The organism is Xanthomonas maliensis (genome assembly GCF_009192945.1).
Lineage (GTDB): Bacteria > Pseudomonadota > Gammaproteobacteria > Xanthomonadales > Xanthomonadaceae > Xanthomonas > Xanthomonas maliensis.
On sequence record NZ_NSET01000059.1, the window covers coordinates 26571 to 43777 of the forward strand.

At 64.3% G+C, this 17207-nt stretch carries 13 protein-coding genes; 7 read left to right on the forward strand and 6 right to left on the reverse strand.

Features of this window, described 5'->3' with window-relative positions; all coding sequences use genetic code 11:
- Nucleotides 1–103 precede the first annotated feature (103 nt).
- From CKY51_RS17785 to CKY51_RS17795, 3 genes are read left to right on the forward strand one after another with little or no spacing between them, the layout of a single operon-like run.
- Complete coding sequence (locus CKY51_RS17785; RefSeq protein WP_022972446.1) at nt 104–1297, forward strand: efflux RND transporter periplasmic adaptor subunit; 1194 nt, start codon at nt 104–106, stop codon at nt 1295–1297.
- A gap of 9 nt (nt 1298–1306) precedes the next feature.
- Nucleotides 1307–4441 carry an efflux RND transporter permease subunit gene (locus CKY51_RS17790; protein WP_152249591.1) on the forward strand — a complete coding sequence of 1045 codons (3135 nt, stop codon included), beginning with the start codon at nt 1307–1309 and terminating at the stop codon, nt 4439–4441.
- Entirely contained in the window at nt 4438–5898 is a 1461-nt protein-coding gene (locus CKY51_RS17795) for an efflux transporter outer membrane subunit (RefSeq protein WP_022972450.1), read from the forward strand. Before CKY51_RS17790 ends, CKY51_RS17795 begins: the two co-directional genes overlap by 4 nt.
- Before the next feature lie 104 nt (nt 5899–6002).
- Here CKY51_RS17795 and CKY51_RS17800 read toward each other — a convergent pair whose 3' ends face one another.
- Nucleotides 6003–7418 (reverse strand): sensor histidine kinase, encoded by a 1416-nt coding sequence (locus tag CKY51_RS17800; protein WP_022972451.1) that lies wholly within the window; start codon nt 7416–7418, stop codon nt 6003–6005.
- Nucleotides 7418–8083 (reverse strand): response regulator transcription factor, encoded by a 666-nt coding sequence (locus CKY51_RS17805; RefSeq protein ID WP_022972452.1) that lies wholly within the window; start codon nt 8081–8083, stop codon nt 7418–7420. Before CKY51_RS17805 ends, CKY51_RS17800 begins: the two co-directional genes overlap by 1 nt.
- Nucleotides 8084–8584: 501 nt before the next feature.
- On the opposite strand from CKY51_RS17805, the gene CKY51_RS17810 reads away from it, so the two are divergent.
- The 4 genes from CKY51_RS17810 (at nt 8585) to CKY51_RS17825 (ending at nt 12085) form a co-directional block, all read left to right on the forward strand.
- Nucleotides 8585–9982 carry an NTP/NDP exchange transporter gene (locus CKY51_RS17810; protein ID WP_022972454.1) on the forward strand — a complete coding sequence of 466 codons (1398 nt, stop codon included), beginning with the start codon at nt 8585–8587 and terminating at the stop codon, nt 9980–9982.
- Between the two features lie 68 nt (nt 9983–10050).
- Nucleotides 10051–10401, forward strand: a complete 351-nt coding sequence (locus CKY51_RS17815) for a hypothetical protein (protein ID WP_152249592.1) — start codon at nt 10051–10053, stop codon at nt 10399–10401.
- Between the two features lie 131 nt (nt 10402–10532).
- Nucleotides 10533–11516: an SDR family oxidoreductase gene (locus tag CKY51_RS17820; RefSeq protein WP_272944126.1), complete on the forward strand. Its 984-nt coding sequence runs from the start codon at nt 10533–10535 to the stop codon at nt 11514–11516.
- 209 nt (nt 11517–11725) lie between these two features.
- A complete protein-coding gene (locus CKY51_RS17825; RefSeq protein ID WP_152249593.1) occupies nt 11726–12085 on the forward strand; it encodes a hypothetical protein in 360 nt (119 codons plus the stop codon).
- A 119-nt stretch (nt 12086–12204) separates the two neighbouring features.
- Here the strand turns inward: CKY51_RS17825 and CKY51_RS17830 are convergent, their stop codons facing one another.
- The 4 genes from CKY51_RS17830 to CKY51_RS17845 form a co-directional block, all read right to left on the reverse strand.
- The gene (locus tag CKY51_RS17830) at nt 12205–12417 is read right to left on the reverse strand and encodes an SDR family oxidoreductase (RefSeq protein WP_022972458.1); all 213 of its coding nucleotides are present in this window, start codon (nt 12415–12417) and stop codon (nt 12205–12207) included.
- A 158-nt stretch (nt 12418–12575) separates the two neighbouring features.
- Nucleotides 12576–15644 carry a sensor histidine kinase gene (locus tag CKY51_RS17835; RefSeq protein ID WP_244952553.1) on the reverse strand — a complete coding sequence of 1023 codons (3069 nt, stop codon included), beginning with the start codon at nt 15642–15644 and terminating at the stop codon, nt 12576–12578.
- Nucleotides 15645–15991: 347 nt separating this feature from the next.
- Nucleotides 15992–16414 (reverse strand): hypothetical protein, encoded by a 423-nt coding sequence (locus tag CKY51_RS17840; RefSeq protein WP_022972460.1) that lies wholly within the window; start codon nt 16412–16414, stop codon nt 15992–15994.
- 181 nt (nt 16415–16595) lie between these two features.
- Complete coding sequence (locus CKY51_RS17845) at nt 16596–17198, reverse strand: response regulator (RefSeq protein ID WP_052172260.1); 603 nt, start codon at nt 17196–17198, stop codon at nt 16596–16598.
- Nucleotides 17199–17207 lie beyond the last annotated feature (9 nt).

Here is a 17207-nt window from a genome sequence, read left to right on the forward strand (position 1 = left end):
GTTGCGCGGACGCGCAACGCAAGCGCTCGGCCGCAATCTCCATATTTGTTGCACATTTGCCGTGCACCTTGCGTCACCTGGACAACCTCCGAGTGCCGCCCGCATGCCTCTCGCCCCCCCATCCCCCGGCCTGATCCGCCGGCTGCTGACCGTCGCGATGGCCGCCAGCCTGGCGGCGTGCTCCAAACCCGGCGGTCCGCCCGGACCGATGCAGGCCACGGTCGAAATACAGAAGATCACCACGCAGACGATGGCGGTTGAGCAGACATTGGCCGGGCGCACTACGGCCTACATGATGTCCGAGGTGCGCCCACAAGCCGGCGGCATCCTGCAGAAGCGCTTGTTCAACGAAGGCCAGGACGTGAAGGCCGGCCAGGTGCTGTACCAGATCGATCCGGCCACCTACCAGGCGTCCTACGACAACGCCAAAGGCACCCTGGCGCAGGCCGAGGCGGCCGTGGTCTCGGCCAGGCCCAAGGCGCAGCGCTACGACAACCTGGTCAAGCTGGATGCCATCAGCAAGCAGGATGGCGATGACGCGCGCGCGACCCTGCGCCAGAACGAGGCCGCCGTCATTGCCGCCAAGGCCGCGCTGCAGACCGCGAAGATCAACCTCGACTTCACCCGCATCACCGCGCCGATCAGCGGCCGCATCGGCACCTCCGCCTATACGCCCGGGGCCCTGGTCAGCGCGGGCCAGGACACGGCGCTGGCCACCATCCAGCAGCTGGACCCGATCTACGTCGACATGACGCAGACCAGTGCCCAGCTCTTGGCTCTGCGCAAGCAGCTGGACAGCGGCGCACTGAAGTCGGTCGACGGCAAGGCGCAGGTCAAGGTGGTGCTGGAGGACGGCAGTACGTTTGACCAGACCGGCGTACTGGAGTTCATCGGCACGTCGGTCGATACCGGCAACGGCAACGTCAACCTGCGTGCGGTCGTTCCCAATCCCAAGGGCATGCTGCTGCCGGGCATGTATGTGCGCGCCGTGCTGCCGATGGCGATCAACGAGCAGGCGATCCTGGTCCCGCAAAGCGCGGTGACCCGCAACACCAAGGGCGAGGCGGTGGTGAAGCTGGTTGGCAGCAAGGGCAAGGTCGAAGAACGCGTCATCCAGACCGGTGAGGCGGTCAAGGACCAGTGGATCGTGACCAGCGGCCTGAAGGTCGGCGAGCGATTGATCGTCTCCGGTGCCAGCAAGGCCAATGCAGGCCAGGTCGTGAGGATCGCGCTGAGCACTGCGAAGACCGACGCTGGCGGCACCACGCCGACTGCCAGCGCCGCAGTGACGAGGTGAGATCCGGCCATGGCTCGCTTCTTCATTGACCGTCCCATCTTTGCTTGGGTCATCGCCATCGTCATCACCCTGGCGGGCGCGCTGGCAGTGACCAAACTGCCGATCGAGCAGTATCCGGACATCGCCCCACCGACCGTCTCCATCCGCGCCACCTATACGGGCGCTTCTGCCGAGACCGTGCAGAACTCGGTCACCCAGGTCATCGAGCAGAACATGACCGGGTTGGACAACCTGTTGTACATGTCCTCCAGCAGTTCCTCGTCGGGCAGCTCGCAGATCACCCTGACCTTCGCGTCCGGCACCAATCCGGACACCGCCCAGGTGCAGGTGCAGAACAAGCTGCAGCAGGCCGAGTCCACGTTGCCCCAAGCGGTGCAGAGCACCGGCGTCACAGTGACCAAGTCCTCTGGCAGCATCTTCGAGGTGGTGGCGTTTACCTCCGAGGACGGCAGCATGAGTGGCACCGACCTGGGCGACTACATGTCCTCCACGGTGCAGGACCAGATCAGCCGCGTCGATGGCGTGGGCAATGTGCGTGTGCTCGGCGCGTCCAAATACTCGATGCGCATCTGGCTGAATCCGGAGAAGCTGCGAACCTATTCGCTGATGCCGTCGGACGTTACCAGCGCGATCACTGCGCAGAACAACGATGTGTCCTCCGGCTCGCTGGGCGCGTTGCCTGCGGTCGAAGGCCAGGCCCTGCAGGCAACGGTTACCTCGCGCAGCCGCCTGAAGACGCCCGATCAGTTCAAGGCGATCATCGTCAAATCCGATGCCAGCGGTGCGGTCGTGCGGCTGTCGGACGTGGCCACCGTAGAGCTGGGCAGCGAGGATTACTCGGCTTCGGGCAAGTTCAACGGCAAGGACGCGGCGGCGATGGGGATCGAGCTGGCCTCCGGCGCCAATGCGCTGGACGTGTCGAAAGCAGTGAAAGCCAAGCTGCAGGAGATGGCGTCGCATTTTCCCAGCGGAGTCACCTACGAGACCGCCTACAGCAGCACGCCGTTCGTCAAGATCTCCATCGAGGAGGTCGTCATGACGTTGATCGAGGCGGTGCTGCTGGTGGTGCTGATCATGTACCTGTTCCTGCAGAACTGGCGGGTGACGCTGATTCCCGCCATCGCGGTCCCAGTGGTGCTGATGGGCACCTTCGGCGTGCTGTCGCTGCTGGGCTATTCGATCAATACGTTGTCGATGTTCGCGATGGTGCTGGCGATCGGCCTGCTGGTGGACGACGCCATCGTGGTGGTGGAAAACGTCGAGCGCGTGATGAGTGAGGAAGGCCTGTCGCCCTATGAGGCCACGCGAAAGTCGATGGGGCAAATCACCAGCGCATTGGTCGGCATCGCGTTGGTCCTGACCGCCGTGTTCCTCCCGATGGCGTTCTTCGGCGGCTCCACCGGCGCCATCTATCGCCAGTTCTCGGTGACGATTGCCTCTGCGATGATCCTGTCGGTGCTGGTGGCGATGACGCTCACCCCGGCACTCTGCGCGACCATCCTGACGCCAGTTGGGAAAGGGGGCCACACCACACGGCGCGGGCCGCTGAGCCGCTTCTTTGCTTGGTTCAACCGCAGCTTCGATCGCAGCGCCGATCGCTATCAGCGCGGCGTGGAGCGCGTCATCAAGCGACGCTGGCTGTGCCTGGCGGTGTATGCAGGGATTGTGGTCGCGATGGGCCTGCTGTTCTGGCGCCTGCCGACCTCTTTCCTGCCCAAGGAAGACCAGGGCGTGCTGCTGGTGATGGTCAAGCTGCCCTCGGGCGCTACCTCGCAGCAAACTGAAGCGGTGATGGATCAGATGGTTCGCTATATCCGCAAGCAGCCGGAAGTGGCTTCCGTGATGTCGGTGGCCGGCTTCAGTATCGGTGGCAGCGGTCAGAACTCAGGCATGGGCTTCATCCGCCTCAAGGACTGGGACGACCGCAATGCCAGTGCAACCGACATCGGGATGCGCATCACCATGGCCATGGCGCAGACGTTCCGCGATGCGCAAATCTTCGCGCTGAACCCGCCGGCCATCCGCGGCCTGGGCCAGAGCGGCGGCTTCACCTTCGAGCTGCAAGACCTCACTGGCTCCAGCCACGCATCGCTGGTGGCTGCGCGCGAGAAACTGCTGGCCGCTGCGGCCAAAAGCAACAAGTTGCAGTCGGTGCGTTACGACAGCCTGGACGATGCGCCGACTTTCCATATCGACATCGACGATGCCAAGGCAGGCGCCCTGAGCGTATCGCAGACCGATATCAATGCGACCCTGACCACCGCGCTGGGTAGTACCTATGTCAACGACTTCGTCAACAACGACCGGGTCAAGAAGGTCTACGTACAGGGCGAAGCCGATGCACGCATGCTGCCGCAGGACATCTATCGCTGGAATGTGCGGAATAGCAACAATCAGATGGTGCCGTTTTCGGCGTTCGCCAGCAGCAGTTGGTCGGCCGCGCCGGCGTCGCTGAGTCGCTTCAACGGCACCGCGTCGATGGAGCTCACCGGACAGGCCGCCAGCGGCGTCAGCTCAGGCGATGCGATGAACGAAATGGCCAGGCTGGCCAGCGACCTCGGTAGCGGTTACGGCTACTCCTGGTCCGAGCTGTCCTACCAGGAGCAGCAGGCAGGCAATCAGGCACCGATGCTGTACGCGGTATCGCTGCTGTTTGTGTTCCTCTGTCTGGCGGCGCTGTACGAGAGCTGGTCGATCCCGCTCTCGGTGATGCTGGCCGTCCCGATCGGCATCCTCGGCTCGCTGCTGTTGACCAGTGTGCGCGGCCTGGAGAATGACGTGTACTTTCAGGTCGGCCTGCTTGCCACCGTCGGCTTGGCTGCCAAGAACGGCATTCTGATCGTCGAGTTCGCCAAGGAACTGGAAGAACAGGGAGAGCCGTTGCTGAAGGCAGTCCTGCATGCCACGCGCATGCGCCTGCGTCCCATCCTGATGACATCCCTGGCGTTCATGCTGGGCGTCCTGCCGCTGGTGGTGAGCAGTGGCGCCGGCTCCAGCGGGCGCCATTCGCTGGGCACCGGCGTGCTCGGTGGCACGCTGACCTCGACCCTGCTCGGCATCTTCTTCGTGCCGGTGTTCTACGTGATCGTGCGCAAGCTGTTTCCCGGCAACGGCAAGTCGCGCCAAAACGAGGTGTCCCCATGATCCGCCGCTTCCTGACCCGCACCGCGCTGGCCGTCGCCTGCCTCACCGCCCTGCCCGGCTGCGTCAGCATGGCGCCGCGGTACGCGCGACCGGATGCGCCGGTGCTGGTGCAGTTCCCAGACCTGCCTGGAGCGGGGGCGACCGATGTCGTGTCGGTCGCAAACCTGGACTGGCAACAGGTGTTCCTGGACCCGCAACTACAGCACGTCATTTCGCTGGCATTGGAGAACAACCGCGACCTGCGCATCGCTCTGCTCAACATCGAACAAACCCGCGCACAGTATCGGATCCAGCGCGCCGACCTGCTGCCCACGGTGCAGGCCAGCGTCAGCCAGAGCGCGGCGCGCAACAGCGCGCAGGCCAACACCTTCGGCGCCGGTGGCATCATCCGCAGCGCCAGTGCCGAAGTCGGCTTCAGCAGTTGGGAACTGGACATCTTCGGCCGCATCCGCAGCCTCAAGAAGGCCGCGCTGGAGACCTGGCTGGCCACGACCGAAACCCAGCGCAGTACAAGACTGACCCTGGTGGCGGAAGTGGCCTCGACATGGCTGGCGGTGGCGGCCGATCAACAGCATCTGGCTCTGGCGCGACAGACCCTGGACAGCCGGCAGCAAACGCTGCGGCTCACCGAGGCGCAGCATCAGGAAGGCACCGCATCCGCTCTGGATGTCGCAAAAATCCAGACCAGCGTGGAAAGCGCCCGTAGTGACGTCGCCAGCTACACCACACAGCTGGCCACCGATCGCAATGCGCTGCAGCTGCTGGTCGGTGCACCGGTGACCGCCGCGCTACTGCCACAGGGCGATCGACTGCAAACCTCGGTGGCACTGGCGCCAATCCCCGGCAACCTGGAGTCGCGGGTGTTGCTCCAGCGCCCGGATGTGTTGTCTGCCGAGCACTCGCTTAAATCTGCCAATGCCAACATCGGCGCTGCGCGCGCGGCGTTCTTTCCGACGCTGTCGCTGACCGCGGCGAGCGGACATGGAAGCACCGCGCTATCCAGTCTGTTCGATGCCGACACACGGACCTGGTCGTTCGCCCCATCGATCAGTGTGCCGATCTTCGATGCCGGCGCGCTCAAGGGTGAACTGGATGTGGCCAAGATCAAGAAAGACATCCAGATCGCCACCTATGAGAAGACGATTCAGACCGCATTTTCCGAGGTCGCCGATGCCCTGGCCGAGCGCGCCAACCTCGACGACCAGTTGGACGCGCAGGCTGCCCTGGTCGATGCCAGCCAGCGAAACAGTAGTTTGTCCGAAGCGCGCTGGCGCAACGGCACCGATAGTTATCTGGAAGCGCTGGACGCACAACGCACGCTCTACAGCGCACAGCAAAACCAAGTCACCCTGTACCTGAGCGAGGCCAATAACCGCGTCACCCTCTATAAGGTGCTCGGAGGCGGCGCCTACGCGCAGAGTACGGTCGCGATCAACAGCGACGCTGGCGGTAGATAGCGTCACCAGCGCGACGAGCGGCTATCGTTGCTGGCCAGGGCGCTCCAAGGCAGCGGCGATGCGCAGGATCGAACGGGGCGACGAGGTCTCCACAGCGGAGGCCGCTAGTGATGCACGCCCTGCCCACGCGCGTCGGCCTGAGCGCTGGCATTGCCGGCGCCCGGCAAGCGGATCTCGACCCCGAACCCGCGACCGCCGAGTCCGCTACCGCTGCGCAAGCAGCCACCGTGCGAGGCAACCACGCGCGCGACCAGCGACAGGCCCATGCCGATGCCCTGTGTGGGATGGCCGCTGTCGGCGCGGTAAAAGCGTTCGAAGACCCGTTCGCGCTCCGCAGGGGGAATGCCGGGGCCGTCATCGGCGACGGTGAGGATCGCGGTTCCTTCGCTGCCCTGCGCTTCGGTCCGCGTCTGCAGTCGCACGCGCGTGCCTGGGCCGCCGTGGCGCAGCGCATTATCGATCAGGTTGCGCACCAGGATGCCGAGGTCGTCGATGTCCCCGTGCACCAGCGCTTCCTGCACATCGCAGTCGACCGACTGACCGCTGCGTTGGGCGACCAGCTCGAATTCATTGGCGACCATTTCGGCAACCATGGCCAGATCGACGTTCGTCGTGCGTGCGGGATTGCTGCCCGCCTCCACCCGCGCGGAGTCAAGGAGTTGCTGGGCCAGCCGCGAGGTGCGCTCGATGCCGGCAATCAGCTGGTCGAGGGCTTCGCGCGCCTCCTCGGGGCCGGTGGCGTGCTGCAGCACCTGCGCTTGCGCCAGCAGCGCGGCAAGCGGGGTGCGTAATTCGTGGGCGGCTTCGCCGATGAACGCGCGCTCCTGTTGCAGGGCGGCGTCCAGCCGGGCGAGCACGCGGTTGAACGAGGTCACCAGCGGGGCGACCTCGGTAGGAAGCCCGTGTTCCGGCAGCGGCGTCAGGTCCAGCGAGTGACGCGCCGCAAGCGCGTCGCTCATGCGTACCACCTGACGAAGCGACCAATGAATGACCAGCCAGGTAGCGACACCGATACACAGCAGCAGCAACAACGCGGTCGCCAGCGACGGGCCCAGCCAGAGCAGCAGTTCTGCGCGCATTGCCGACTGCGGCAGCCCCACCTGCACCTGCACGCGCCGGCCGGCATCGCTCAGCCCATACACGCGCCAGGGCACGCCGTCGACGCGATCGTCGGAAAAACCTTCCGTAAAACTCGCCGACATCGCGTGCGCAGGCGCCGGCCTGGATGACAGCAGCCGTCGCCCGGTGCCGTGCTCCCAGACCTGAAAGCCGAGCAAGCCGAACTTGCCCTTCGGTTCTTCCGGCTCGCCACGCAGCTCGAAGCGCTGCTGCCGTCCCGCAGTCGCGATATCGGCCGGCAAGGCCTGCAACAGCTGCTCGGCCACATTGCGCAGCATGCCATCGACTTCGCGGCTCTGGCGTTCGAGCACGTCAAGATAAGCGATCGCAAATCCGCTGCTCCACGCCGCCAGCAGTACCGCAGCCAGGGTGACCAGCAAGCGCGTACGCAGGGCCTGCATCACTCCTCGTCCCCGGCACGATAACCGAAGCCGATCTCGGTGAGCACCACGCCGTCGCCGAGCTTGCGGCGCAGCTGGTGGATATAGACAGCCACGGTGTTGCTGCCAACACTCGCGTCATCGCCATAGAGCCGATCCCGCAGCTGATCGCGTGTGAGGACGCGGCCGTGCGACTCGAACAGCAGTTGCAGAATGCGGAACTCGTGCGCGCCGAGGCTGATGCGCTCGCCAGCGCGGGTGACGGTGCGCGCGGCCGGATCGATCTCGATATCGCGCCAGCGCAGCACCGGCGTCACCACGCCGCGGCTGCGGCGCAGCACGGCGCGTAGCCGCGCCAGCATCTCGTCGCGCTGGAACGGCTTGACGATGTAGTCGTCGGCACCCGCATCCAGTCCGCGCACGCGATCGCTGAGCTGATCGCGCGCGGTGATGATCAGCACCGGTGTCGCATCGTAACGGTCGCGCATGGTTGCCAGCACCTCCAGCCCGGATCCGCCAGGCAACCCGAGATCGAGCAACACGGCGACAAAGACATGATTGACCAGCGCCAGCCGTGCGGACCCCGCATTTTCGCAGTGAACCACACGCCAGCCTTCCTGGCCCAGCGCGGTGGTCAGTGCACGACCGAGCATGTGGTCGTCTTCGACAAGCAGGATCGTATCCATCGTGGAAGTGGTGCCAGCAGGTAACGAGCGACGACGCTGCTACAGCGGCATTAATACCGGATTAAATCCGCTGTTCCTAGTCCACTATCGCGGCCACGGATGAGTGCGCTGTAGGCGCATCGATCGCCTTAAACGCAAATTAATCGCGCCGGAAAACACTGCAGCCATCGCCACTCCCGCTGCCGCTCATGCACTGGCCCCATCGCTGTTCTTCGACTCACCAGCACATGCCGGCGGACACGACAGCACGCGATCACGGGTATGGCCATGGCCACCTAGCGATCACGCTTGCCGATATCAGGGCACTGGCAGCGTCGGACGTCCCGGCTGCGATGACAGCCACGTCTCCGCGCTGGGATCAGAAAGCCATCAACAGCGTCATGTCGCGCTACCGCTTCGACGCGATGGCTGGTGACTGGCGGCGATCACGCACCAGGTTTGCCTAGCACTGCAACACCACCCACGCGCTCCTGCGCCCCGACCTATCAAAGGCTCTGGCTCATGCATCCACTCCCGCTGCCTCCGCCACGACGCTCTCCACTGCTACAGGCCTTGTTCAATCTGCGCCGCGAGGAGGTCGGAGCGGTCTTGATCTCGACCGTGTTCTTTTTCTGCGTGCTCACCGCATTGATGCTGTTGCGTCCGGCACGCGACGCGCTGGGCATGGAGCGCGGTATCGAGAGCATCCGTTGGCTTTTCATCGGCACCGCAGTGGTGACGCTGGCAATGAACCCGCTGTTCGGCTGGTTGGTCAGCCGTCTGCGGCGATTGCAAGTCATCGCGACGACGTATGGCTTCTTTATCATGAGCCTGGTGGGCTTCTGGGCGCTGCTCACGCTCGCGCCCGGTGCGATTGGCCAGCGCAGCGGCCAGGTGTTCTACGTCTGGTTCAGCGTGTTCAATCTGTTCGTGACCACGGTGTTCTGGGCGCTGCTGACGGACCGTTTCAGCGTCGACCAGGGCAAGCGCTTCTTTGCGTTGATCTCGGTGGGCGGCACGCTCGGCGCGATCTTCGGTCCTTGGCTGACCTCGCAACTGGCCAAGCCGCTGGGGACGCCCAATTTGCTGCTGGTGGCCAGCGGATTCCTGCTGCTGGCGCTGGCCATGGCCTGGCTGCTGGTGCGCATCGCGCCGGACAAGCCGCACACGGACACGCCAAGCCCGGCGACAGCACGCAGCAACGATGTCGAGCGCATCGGCGGCAGCGCCTGGCAAGGTGTGCGCGCGGTATTCCGCTCTCCGTACCTGGCAGGAATTGCCGGCTATGTGTTGCTGATGACGGTGCTGGCCACCTTCATCTACTTCACCCGCCTGCAGATGGTGGCTGGCGTGGCGGACGACATGGACGCACGTGCACAGCTGATGGGCAATATCGATATGTGGACGCAGCTGGCGGTGCTGTTTCTGCAGCTCACCCTGACCGGAAAGATCATCACGCGTTTCGGCCTGGGTGTAGCGCTGGCGATCCTGCCGGCGATCACCGCGCTTGGCTTCATCGGGCTGGCTTTTTACGGATCGTTTGCGGTGCTGATCCTGCTGGAAGCCACCAGCCGCGCCGTTCAACGCGGGATCACCCGGCCAGCGCGGGAAGCCTTGTTCACCGTGGTCAGCCGCGAGGACAAATACAAGGCCAAAGCCTTTATCGACACCTTTATCTATCGCACCGGCGATGTCGTTGGCGCGCAAGCCGAGGGCGCGCTCGGCCGGCTGGGTCTGGCGGTCGGCGGGCTGGTCAGCGTGGTGGTGCCGATGGCGTTGATCTGGGCTGCCTTGGGCATCTGGCTGGGGCGCATGCAGATCCGGCGCGTGGAGGCGCACTCCGGCGCGATAGAGGCATCTCTGACACCGCATCACACCACGCCAGGAAACCCCATCCATCACCACGGAGCCACCATATGAATCACACAGCACGCATATCGACTCAGCCCGCTCTGCAGACACTCCCGAAAACGCCATCGCCCCACGTCTTGTCCATCTTTGTGATGGTTCCCATGCTGGCGACTGCCTGCGCGCAGATCCCCACCAGCACGGTGACCGCGTCGCAACTTGCGACGCTGTCCTGTGCAGAGCTGGACGAGCAAACCGCGGAATTGAACAAAACAAAAGCCATTGCAGAAGAGGCCAAGGGCGATTCCTGGCATGCGGTGGTGCCGGTGGTCGTTGCGGCCCGCTATCGCCATGCCGCCTCCGCCTACAACGAAGCGGAGAAGCGTCTGACGCTGGTGTCCGAGCATGCCTCCCGACTCGGTTGTGGGCCTCAGGCCTCTTCCTTACCGCAAGCCGCGTCGACGACCGCTGCCCCGACTCCTTCCCTGTAATTCGTCAACTTGCGTCCGCTGTACGCATTGCTTCATCACCCAACCGAGGACTGGAAATGATCGAACGACTGCCGAACAACACCGCCTCTCCCACAGGCACCAAGCGTCGCAATCGACTTGCACGCATCGGCGTGCTTCTGAGCTGTGCCATTGCGATCGGTCACGCGGCTGCGCAACCCCCACCCAAAGCGAATTGGAGCTTGAACGACATGCCTTCTCAGAACGGACGGATTTTCCTGATTACCGGCGGAACCAGCGGCATGGGCTACGAGGACGCCAAGGCGTTGGCCGCGGCAGGCGGCCGGGTGGTGATTGCCGCGCGCAACCCCGAGCGTGGCCAGCAAGCGATCGCACGGATCAAGCAGGAGATCCCCAGCGCGCAAGTGCAGTTCGAATCGGTCGATCTGTCCAATCTGGCCTCGGTGCGTGCGCTGGCAGAGCGTCTGGATAAGACCCTGCCGCGCCTGGATGGGTTGATCAACAATGCGGCCATCATGGCACCGCCCCAACGCGGCACCTCCGCGGACGGGTTCGAGATGCAGCTCGCCACGAACTACCTGGGACACTTCGTGCTCACCTCGGAGCTGGTGCCGCTGTTGCGCAAAAGCGCTGCACCTCGCGTCGTGACCCTGTCCAGCATTGCCATCCACCGCGGCAGCATCGACTTCGGCGACCTGCAGTCGGCGCAAGCCTACGAGCCGATGACCGCATATGCCCAATCCAAGTTGGCCTGCCTGATGTTCGCGCTCGAGCTGCAACGGCGCAGCGATGCCGCGAGCTGGGGCATCCAGAGCCTGGCGGCGCATCCTGGAGTCGCAGTGACCGAACTGGTGGCACGCGGACCCGGACTGGACAGCGACCAAGGGCGTCAATGGTCAGCGATGCGCGATCGTCTACAGACCGCGGCCCAGGGCGCCTTGCCCACGCTGTATGCCATCACCGCACCCGAGGCGCGCGGCGGGACGTATTACGGGCCGACCGGTCCAAACGAAATGGCAGGACCGCTGGGCGTGGCCGCCGTTCCCGCAGCGGCCCGCGATATGCAAGCGGCGGCCCGTCTGTGGGAGGTCACGGAAGAACTTACCGGCACGCGCTTTGCCACGCGCAGGCTGTGAGTAAGTTCACCGTCCGGTGATGCGCGATGGCCTCGCTGTCGCGCTCTTGCATGTCGGCGTGGTGCGGGGGCAGTCGCTCAAAGCAGCAGCGACAGCACGCCATCTTGCCGCTGCCGTCATCCACCCTCGAGCGGTACCCTCGCCAAGCACCGCTTGCGCGAGGACCGAGCTGCGACGCACTCCATCTCCAAACTGCGGACATGCCGACCATGCATGACGACCTTGTGTATCTCGCCTATGGCTGGCTGGCACTGACCGGAGCACTGCATTTCGCAACTGATGTGATTGCCCACGCTCTGCGCGAAACCTCTCAGCGCGGTTCGGAGACAGCGCTTTACTACGGCATCAACACCGCTGCTGCATTGGGCCAGGTTGGGTTCGGAGTGCTCGGGCTCTCCCTCGCATGGCGGGCCATGCACTTGCTCACCCAACTCCCCGCGATGTTGCTGGCGATCGCCGCGGCCCTGGGCTGGCTGGCCAGCCCAAGGCTGTTCGCTCATTACGGCGAATCCAGACTCCATGCCGGAATCTTTTGTGCCCTGATGCTTGCTGCCCTCATGACACGCTAGGAAACCAGGCTTCGGTTCGACAGACCCGCCTTTGAGGCCTGGAGCATCAGGACCTCTGACGCCTATCGCGAGCAGCACCTCACAGGCAGACCTACGAGCGCAGCAGTGCGCCACTGATTTCAGGCGGTTCGAAGGTTGCCGCCGTCGATGACGAACTCGCCGCCATGGATGGCGGCAGCACGCTCCGAGACCAGCTGGGCAATCAGGTCGGACACTTCATCGGGTTCGGCAGCACGCCCGATCGGGATGCCTTCCAGTGCGTCGATGATGACCTGCCGAGCCTCCTCGATCATGCCGTCGTTGGCGACCCGCAGGCGCTGCTGGATGCGCACTACACACGGCCAGCCGGGCACGAGTCCTGCTTCCCTTCACGTCTTGTTTGCGTGGGCGCAACTGTCATCGATTACTCAGATACGTGCGGCACCCAATACACCCAGTGCTCAAGCCCTTGGCAGGTTCCTCGACGCTGTCCTGTCCTTGTGTCTTGGGTCTAGCGATCTCCGCGGATCAGGCGGCATAGCCAATCCTTCCCACGGTAACGTGTCTGCCTGTAGCAGGCCCGCGCCGGTACCCGCAGCTCGACCTCGGTGCCGGTCGCGCTGGCATTGCGGAGCGTGAGCGTTGCGCCGATCTGCGTCGCGCGCTCGCGCATACCGGACAGGCCCCAGTGACCGGGACGCGCGCCCATTGCCAACAAGGCGGGATCGATGCCGCCGCCGTCGTCGCGAACGCAGAGCCGCAGCGCCTTGGCGCTGTATTCGAGCTCGACGGTAACCTTGCTCGCGCGTGCGTGATTGAACGCATTGACCAGCGCCTCGCGTGCGATGCTGAAGATCTCGTCGCGCGCCAGCGGTTCCAGCGGTCTCGGGGTCCCTTCCACCTGCATCTGGAAGTCGGGTGCAATGCCATGCATCAGCTCCGCGCCCGTACTGGCCAGTGCCTGCGGGAGGTCATCGATCGGTGAGGCGGCCGCACGCAAGCCTTGCACACGATCGCGTCCTTCGCTCAACACCTCGTCGGCACGATCGAGCGCATCTTCCATGGAGAGACGTACTGGCTCCTGGGCAGGTAGCTTCTCGATCGCCGACTGGAAGCGCAGGATCAAACCCTGGATGCCCTGCAGCAGGGTATCGTGCAGTTCGCGCGCGATGCGTTCGCGCTCGAGATGGCGCTCGGCCAGGCGCGCTTGCAGGCGCGCTTCCATCACGCGCAGGCGGCGCAGGTAGATGAGCCACAGCACTCCGGCCCCGACCAGCACACACAACGCCAGGAACCAGGTCGTCAGATAGAACGGCGGTGGAATCTGGATCGCCAACGATGCGCCCTGCTGGTTCCACACGCCATCCTCGTTGGCGGCAAGGACACGAAATCGGTACTGCCCCGGCCGGAGATTGGTATAGACCGCCTCGCGGCGGGTACCGGCGTCCTGCCAGCCGTGATCGACGCCTTCGAGCCGATAGCGGAACTTCACCCGCTCCGGGATCGACAGGCTCAGCGCGGTATAGGCGATGCGCAACTGCTGCGCCCCGACCGACAATTGCAATAGCGGGCCCGGCGATAATGCACGTCCATCCACGTCGACCGCGCGTATTTGCACCGGTGGTGGTAGCGGATTGTGGTGCAAGCGCTTGGGATCGATCCAGGCCAGACCGTTGTCGGTGGCGAACCACACCCGCCCGTCGCTGGCTTCGGCCACGGTGAAGTTGGTCGGCACCATCTGTGGGGCGCCAGGCAAGCCATCGAGATAGTCGAACCTCCGGTAACGCACCGGATGTCTCGGATTGGCGAGCACCTGCGAGACCTCTGCAGCCGTTACCCGAATCGCCCCTTGCACATCGTTGAGCCACAGATCGCCAGAGGCAGTTTCGACCAGGCCGGAAATGCTGCCCAACGTGTCATTCCCTGCGGCAACGATCTTGGAAAAGCGCCCGTTGTGGTACAGCGCCAGTCCGAGTTCACCGGCAACCCAAAGGTGCGGTCCGCGGCCACCGATCGCCATCACCCGACCCACCTGAGGCCCCTCTTCACTCGTATAGGTCTGGGTTTTTCCAACTTCGATGCGGTGCAAGCGATCGGGCAGCGTGCCCAGCCAGACGCGCCCCTGGGGATCTTCGAATACCGCAGTTGTGGCGCCTGCAGGATAGCCGCCCGGTGCGGTGTCTTCCCATTTGCCGTCGCGGAAGTGCTTGAACCCATGACCTCCGATGTTGGCCCACAGTCCTCCATTGCCGTCGCCGTGGAGCGTGTGCAATAGCCAATCGCCTCCACGCACACCAGCAGGCAAGGGCATCAGTACGAAACTGCCTTGGTAATAGCGCCAGAGACCAACATACCCTGGCCACCAAATGGCACCGACGGGATCACGATAGGCACTGTCGATATTGACGACCTGCGCATGCGGAATCACTGCGTTGCTGCGGATCTGCAGCAGAGGTCTGGCCGAGAAACTGGCAGCCCAGATGTCACCGCCCTCGCCCGCCATCAGGGTGAACCCGCTGTGTGCGGCGGGCACACTCACTGGCACGACATCGCCATGTCGGAACCGATCGATCCCCTTATCGCTGCCAAACCAAAGATTGCCTTCGCGATCCTCCAGCACGGCGATTAGAAAGTCCGAACTGAGTCCATTTGCTTGCGTAAACGCCTCGACCCTGGACGCCGGGCTGGGGTGTTCAGGGTGGGGAATTCTGCGTAGGCCGTCACCCACGGTGGCGATCCACAGCCCGCCATCGCGGTCGAACGTGATGGCTTGCGAACCCACCCAGATTTCTTCGTCCTTGCCGACACGGCCGCTGCTTGCCAACGCGAGCGGCCGAACCGCACGCGCTGTCTCGGCGATCCAGTGGCGTCCCGCTGCGTCTTGAGCGATTTGAGCGGCATCATTCAATCGCTGGCCCGTATCGCGGAAGACCTGCTCGCCGCGCGGCAGGAACAGCAGCTTCTCGATGCCGGCGGCCCACAGCGTGCCCGTCCGATCGACGCCCAACACCCGCGCGCGCTCACCTTCCGGAAAGCCCTGCAGCACGCCGACCGTCTTCCAGCGGTTGCCCTCGCGGACAGCCAAGCCACGCGCGGTGCCGGCCCAGATAGCCCCGTCGTGATCTTGTGCGAATCCGGACACGATATCGGGTGGGAGCTCATCTTTGCCCGAATACACCTGCAAGTTCTTGTCTCGGAGACGGGCCACTGCGCCATTGCGAAAGCCGATCCATAGATCGCCCTCTCGGGTCGCCAGCAGCGCGGTGACATTGGGCGACGGCAGCTGCGTGCCGCCAATGCTGTCGTAGCGTTCGAAGGTCACGCCATCGAAGCGGAACAAGCCGGTTGCTCCACCGATCCACAGGTAGCCATCACGGGTCTGGGCAAGCGCACGTACCTGACTCGGCGCGCCATCACGCGCGGTCCAGGCGGTATGATGCAACTGAGACAAGCGGCGCTCTCGATCGAGCGCCAGTACGTCGGTTGCAAACAGCAATAACGCGCAGGCAATGCCGCTTTGCAGCGCCAGGCGCATCCATCGCGACATCGTGCAGCGCTCGCCAGGTCCGAGTTTCTGCATCAGCACGGCGTCCTGTCATCCTGCTGACGGGAAAATCGACCATTCAGCGCCTGCCTGGCCTGCGGGTCATTGATCGCTGATGGTAGCAAGCGCGGTCGTCCCAGGAATCCCGGGAAAAGTATATCTCGGCGTGGCGAGACCACACTGATACCCAACGTGAGGCAGTGGGCCTGCAATACGCCGCATCGCGGGCAGGAAGGAGATGGACTGCCAGTTACAAATGAAAGCACCGATTTTCATCGATATTTCTTCGCGGCGGCGTCACCGAATAAACGCGGACCCGTAGATCGGGCCAGGCCGACGATCAACGAAAGTCGCCTATCCTTGCGCGCAGTGACGTGCGCTTATCAAGACGCCTCTGGCCAGTGGTCTTCCCTTGCAGGCGACGCCGTCGAATGGCTTGCGACTCGGCACCGCCAGCGACCGGCGAGCACGAGCAGCGCTCCCACCAGTCCACCCGCGTAGGTTGCCACGATCGGCAGATGGGTCGGCTGGTACGCGCCGCGACCCCGATAGCTTTCTGGATAGAACGCCGGCTCCAGCAACAGCCACGCCAAGCCCGAGCCGACAACCAGCACGCCCAGCGCTGCCCCGAGCTTATGCGCAGGTGCAGCCATATGGGCGAGAACGACCACGGTCAGGGCCGCGCAGAACCCGGCGCCGGGTATCGGCCACCGGCCGGCGATGGCAGTGACGAGGCCACCCAACACGCCGGCCAGCAGAAATCCACCGAGGACAATCAGTACGGCAGTTATCCAACGCTGAATCATGTTTACGCTCCGACGTGCATGAGTGTCCGCAGTTGGCAGGCCATGGCACTGTCTACTGAGGACTCGGCAGGACAGCACGACTTCCCGGCCATCGATCGATTGGCGAGGACGATCGGTGCGCGCTTTCGCGCACACCTTGCGTCGCGAGTGCAGTCCAGACGCGACGGCATGCCGGCGCATCTCACACGTCGAGAATCCCGCGTTTAAGTGCCAGCAGCACTGCATGGGTTCGATCCTTTGCGCCCAGCTTGGCGAGGATGCGCTTCATGTGGGCCTTGACGGTTCCCTCGGTGACGTTGAGCCTCTCGGCGATTTCGCGGTTGGCGTTGCCGCGTGCCAGCTCGCGCAATACCTCCATCTCGCGCGGAGACAGGTCGTCCTCGCCCGCATGCTGGGCCAGTTCCATCGCGATTTCCGCCGGCACCACCCGGCGGCCGGCATGCACAGAGCGGATGGTCTCGCGTAGTTCCTTGCGCATCATGCCCTTGAGCAGGAAGCCGCGTGCCCCGCTCTTGAGCGCGCTCATCGCTTGCGCATCGCCACGATACGTGGTCAGCACCACGATACGCGCCTCCGGCCACTCGGCAAGGATGCCGCGCAAGGCCTCCAGCCCCCCCATCGCCGGCATCTGCAGGTCCATCAAGGTGACGTCCGGGCGATGCACGCGGTACTGCTCCAGCGCCTCACGGCCATTCATGGCCTCGGCCACCAGTTCGATATCCGGTTGTTCGCTCAGCGCTGCCTTGATGCCGTCGAGCAGTAACGGATGGTCGTCGACGGCCATGACGGTGAT

Bases quoted from the DNA above. Each gene is read 5' to 3' on its own strand.
- CKY51_RS17800 (WP_022972451.1), bottom strand. From the start codon at position 7,418: ATGCAGGCCCTGCGTACGCGCTTGCTGGTCACCCTGGCTGCGGTACTG.
- CKY51_RS17845 (WP_052172260.1), bottom strand. From the start codon at position 17,198: ATGGCCGTCGACGACCATCCGTTACTGCTCGACGGCATCAAGGCAGCG.
- CKY51_RS17810 (WP_022972454.1), top strand. From the start codon at position 8,585: ATGCATCCACTCCCGCTGCCTCCGCCACGACGCTCTCCACTGCTACAG.
- CKY51_RS17840 (WP_022972460.1), bottom strand. From the start codon at position 16,414: ATGATTCAGCGTTGGATAACTGCCGTACTGATTGTCCTCGGTGGATTT.
- CKY51_RS17805 (WP_022972452.1), bottom strand. From the start codon at position 8,083: ATGGATACGATCCTGCTTGTCGAAGACGACCACATGCTCGGTCGTGCA.
- CKY51_RS17785 (WP_022972446.1), top strand. From the start codon at position 104: ATGCCTCTCGCCCCCCCATCCCCCGGCCTGATCCGCCGGCTGCTGACC.
- CKY51_RS17795 (WP_022972450.1), top strand. From the start codon at position 4,438: ATGATCCGCCGCTTCCTGACCCGCACCGCGCTGGCCGTCGCCTGCCTC.
- CKY51_RS17825 (WP_152249593.1), top strand. From the start codon at position 11,726: ATGCATGACGACCTTGTGTATCTCGCCTATGGCTGGCTGGCACTGACC.
- CKY51_RS17835 (WP_244952553.1), bottom strand. From the start codon at position 15,644: ATGCAGAAACTCGGACCTGGCGAGCGCTGCACGATGTCGCGATGGATG.
- CKY51_RS17790 (WP_152249591.1), top strand. From the start codon at position 1,307: ATGGCTCGCTTCTTCATTGACCGTCCCATCTTTGCTTGGGTCATCGCC.